The 1,379-nt window shown below is 66.6% G+C and carries 1 protein-coding gene; it reads left to right on the top strand.

All coding sequences use genetic code 11. The features are described 5' to 3' along the window. The coding region (locus MXD59_RS23295) for a tetratricopeptide repeat protein (protein ID WP_248826738.1) at positions 1-1,379 on the top strand (1,379 nt) is incomplete at both ends.

Consider the following 1,379-nt stretch of genomic DNA (forward strand, 5'->3'; position numbering starts at 1 on the left):
GCCGCAGGCGAGCAGGCCGTCGCCCTCTACCGTGACTTGGCGGACGTCCATCCCGAGGCGTTCCGTCCAGACCTCGCTAGGTCTCTGAATAACCTGTCCACCCAACTGTCTAATCTGGGTCGGCGTGAGGAAGCGTTGGCCGCAGGCGAGGACGCCATCTCGATAATGCGGGAGCTCTCCCGCGCGTTTCCGGGTGCATACGCAGACACCCTTGGGCAATCCCTCGCGTTTGCCAGGATTATCCAAAGTGGGGCTCGATCTTTCCAGTCAGAGACCCACGCCTCGGATAGCTTGATTGAACTCTCCCTGTCCACACTGCGGACGTTCGGTCAGGCCGACCGTCAAGCCTTCAATGCAGTGTGGCAAGGAGGTGCTCACACGGACCTGGGGATACGGGAACGCCTGCTCGAACAGGTGCAAGCACGGCTGGATCGGTTCGCCATCGACCGGAGTCCGGCGACCGTCCTGGACCCGGAAGCCGTCGCCGAGGTGGCGGCCCTTCTGAGCACGGTTGTCGAACCGGCCGGGAACCTGGAGATTGCCCGGGTGGCTGGATGGCTGCACTGGGCGCGCTACCTAGTCCTGCCCGTCGGAGAGGACCAGGAGGACCTTGCCGCCGCCGTGGCCTTGTTCGCGCCGGTATACCTGGCCCACGCGGACATGGTCCCCGACCGGGTGCGTGTCTATTTCGATGACCAGTGGCACAGCGCGGCCGCCGATACGCCCGATGCGTTGGCTGGTCGCGCTGTCGCACTTCTGCACGAGACGATGCGGACCGGTGATCGGCCCGCACTGAACGACGCCATCGACCTACTTCGACAGGCAGTGGGTGCTTCCCCGGCCGATGACCTCGACCGCGCTGGACCGCTGTCCAACCTCGGTGCCGCACTGCGGACCCGCTTCGCGCGGGCGGGACAGATCGCCGATCTGGATGCGGCGATCGCTGCTGGTCGGGCTGCCGTCAATGTCGTACCACCCGACCACCCCGACCGCACCGGTTACCTGTCCAACCTCGGTGCCGCGCTAGCGACCCGGTTTGCGTGGGGGGGCCAGCTCGCGGACCTGGATGAGGCGATCAGTGCTGGTCGGGCTGCCGTCGATGTCACGCCGCCTCATCACCCCGATCGCGCCGCGATCGTGGGCAACCTCAGCGCCGTGCTGCAGGCTCGCTTCGAGCGGGTCGGGTCGTTCGCCGATCTAGACGAGGCGATCAATGCTGGTCGGGCCGCCGTCGATGGCACACCACCCCATCACCCCGACCGCGCCGGTTACCTGTCCAACCTCGGTGCCGCGCTAGCGACCCGCTTCGAGCGGGTCGGGTCGTTCGCCGATCTAGACGAGGCGATCAATGCTGGTCGGGCCGCCGTCGATGGCACACC

The sequence above is a fragment of the Frankia umida genome, assembly GCF_023242945.1.
Classification (GTDB): domain Bacteria; phylum Actinomycetota; class Actinomycetes; order Frankiales; family Frankiaceae; genus Frankia; species Frankia umida.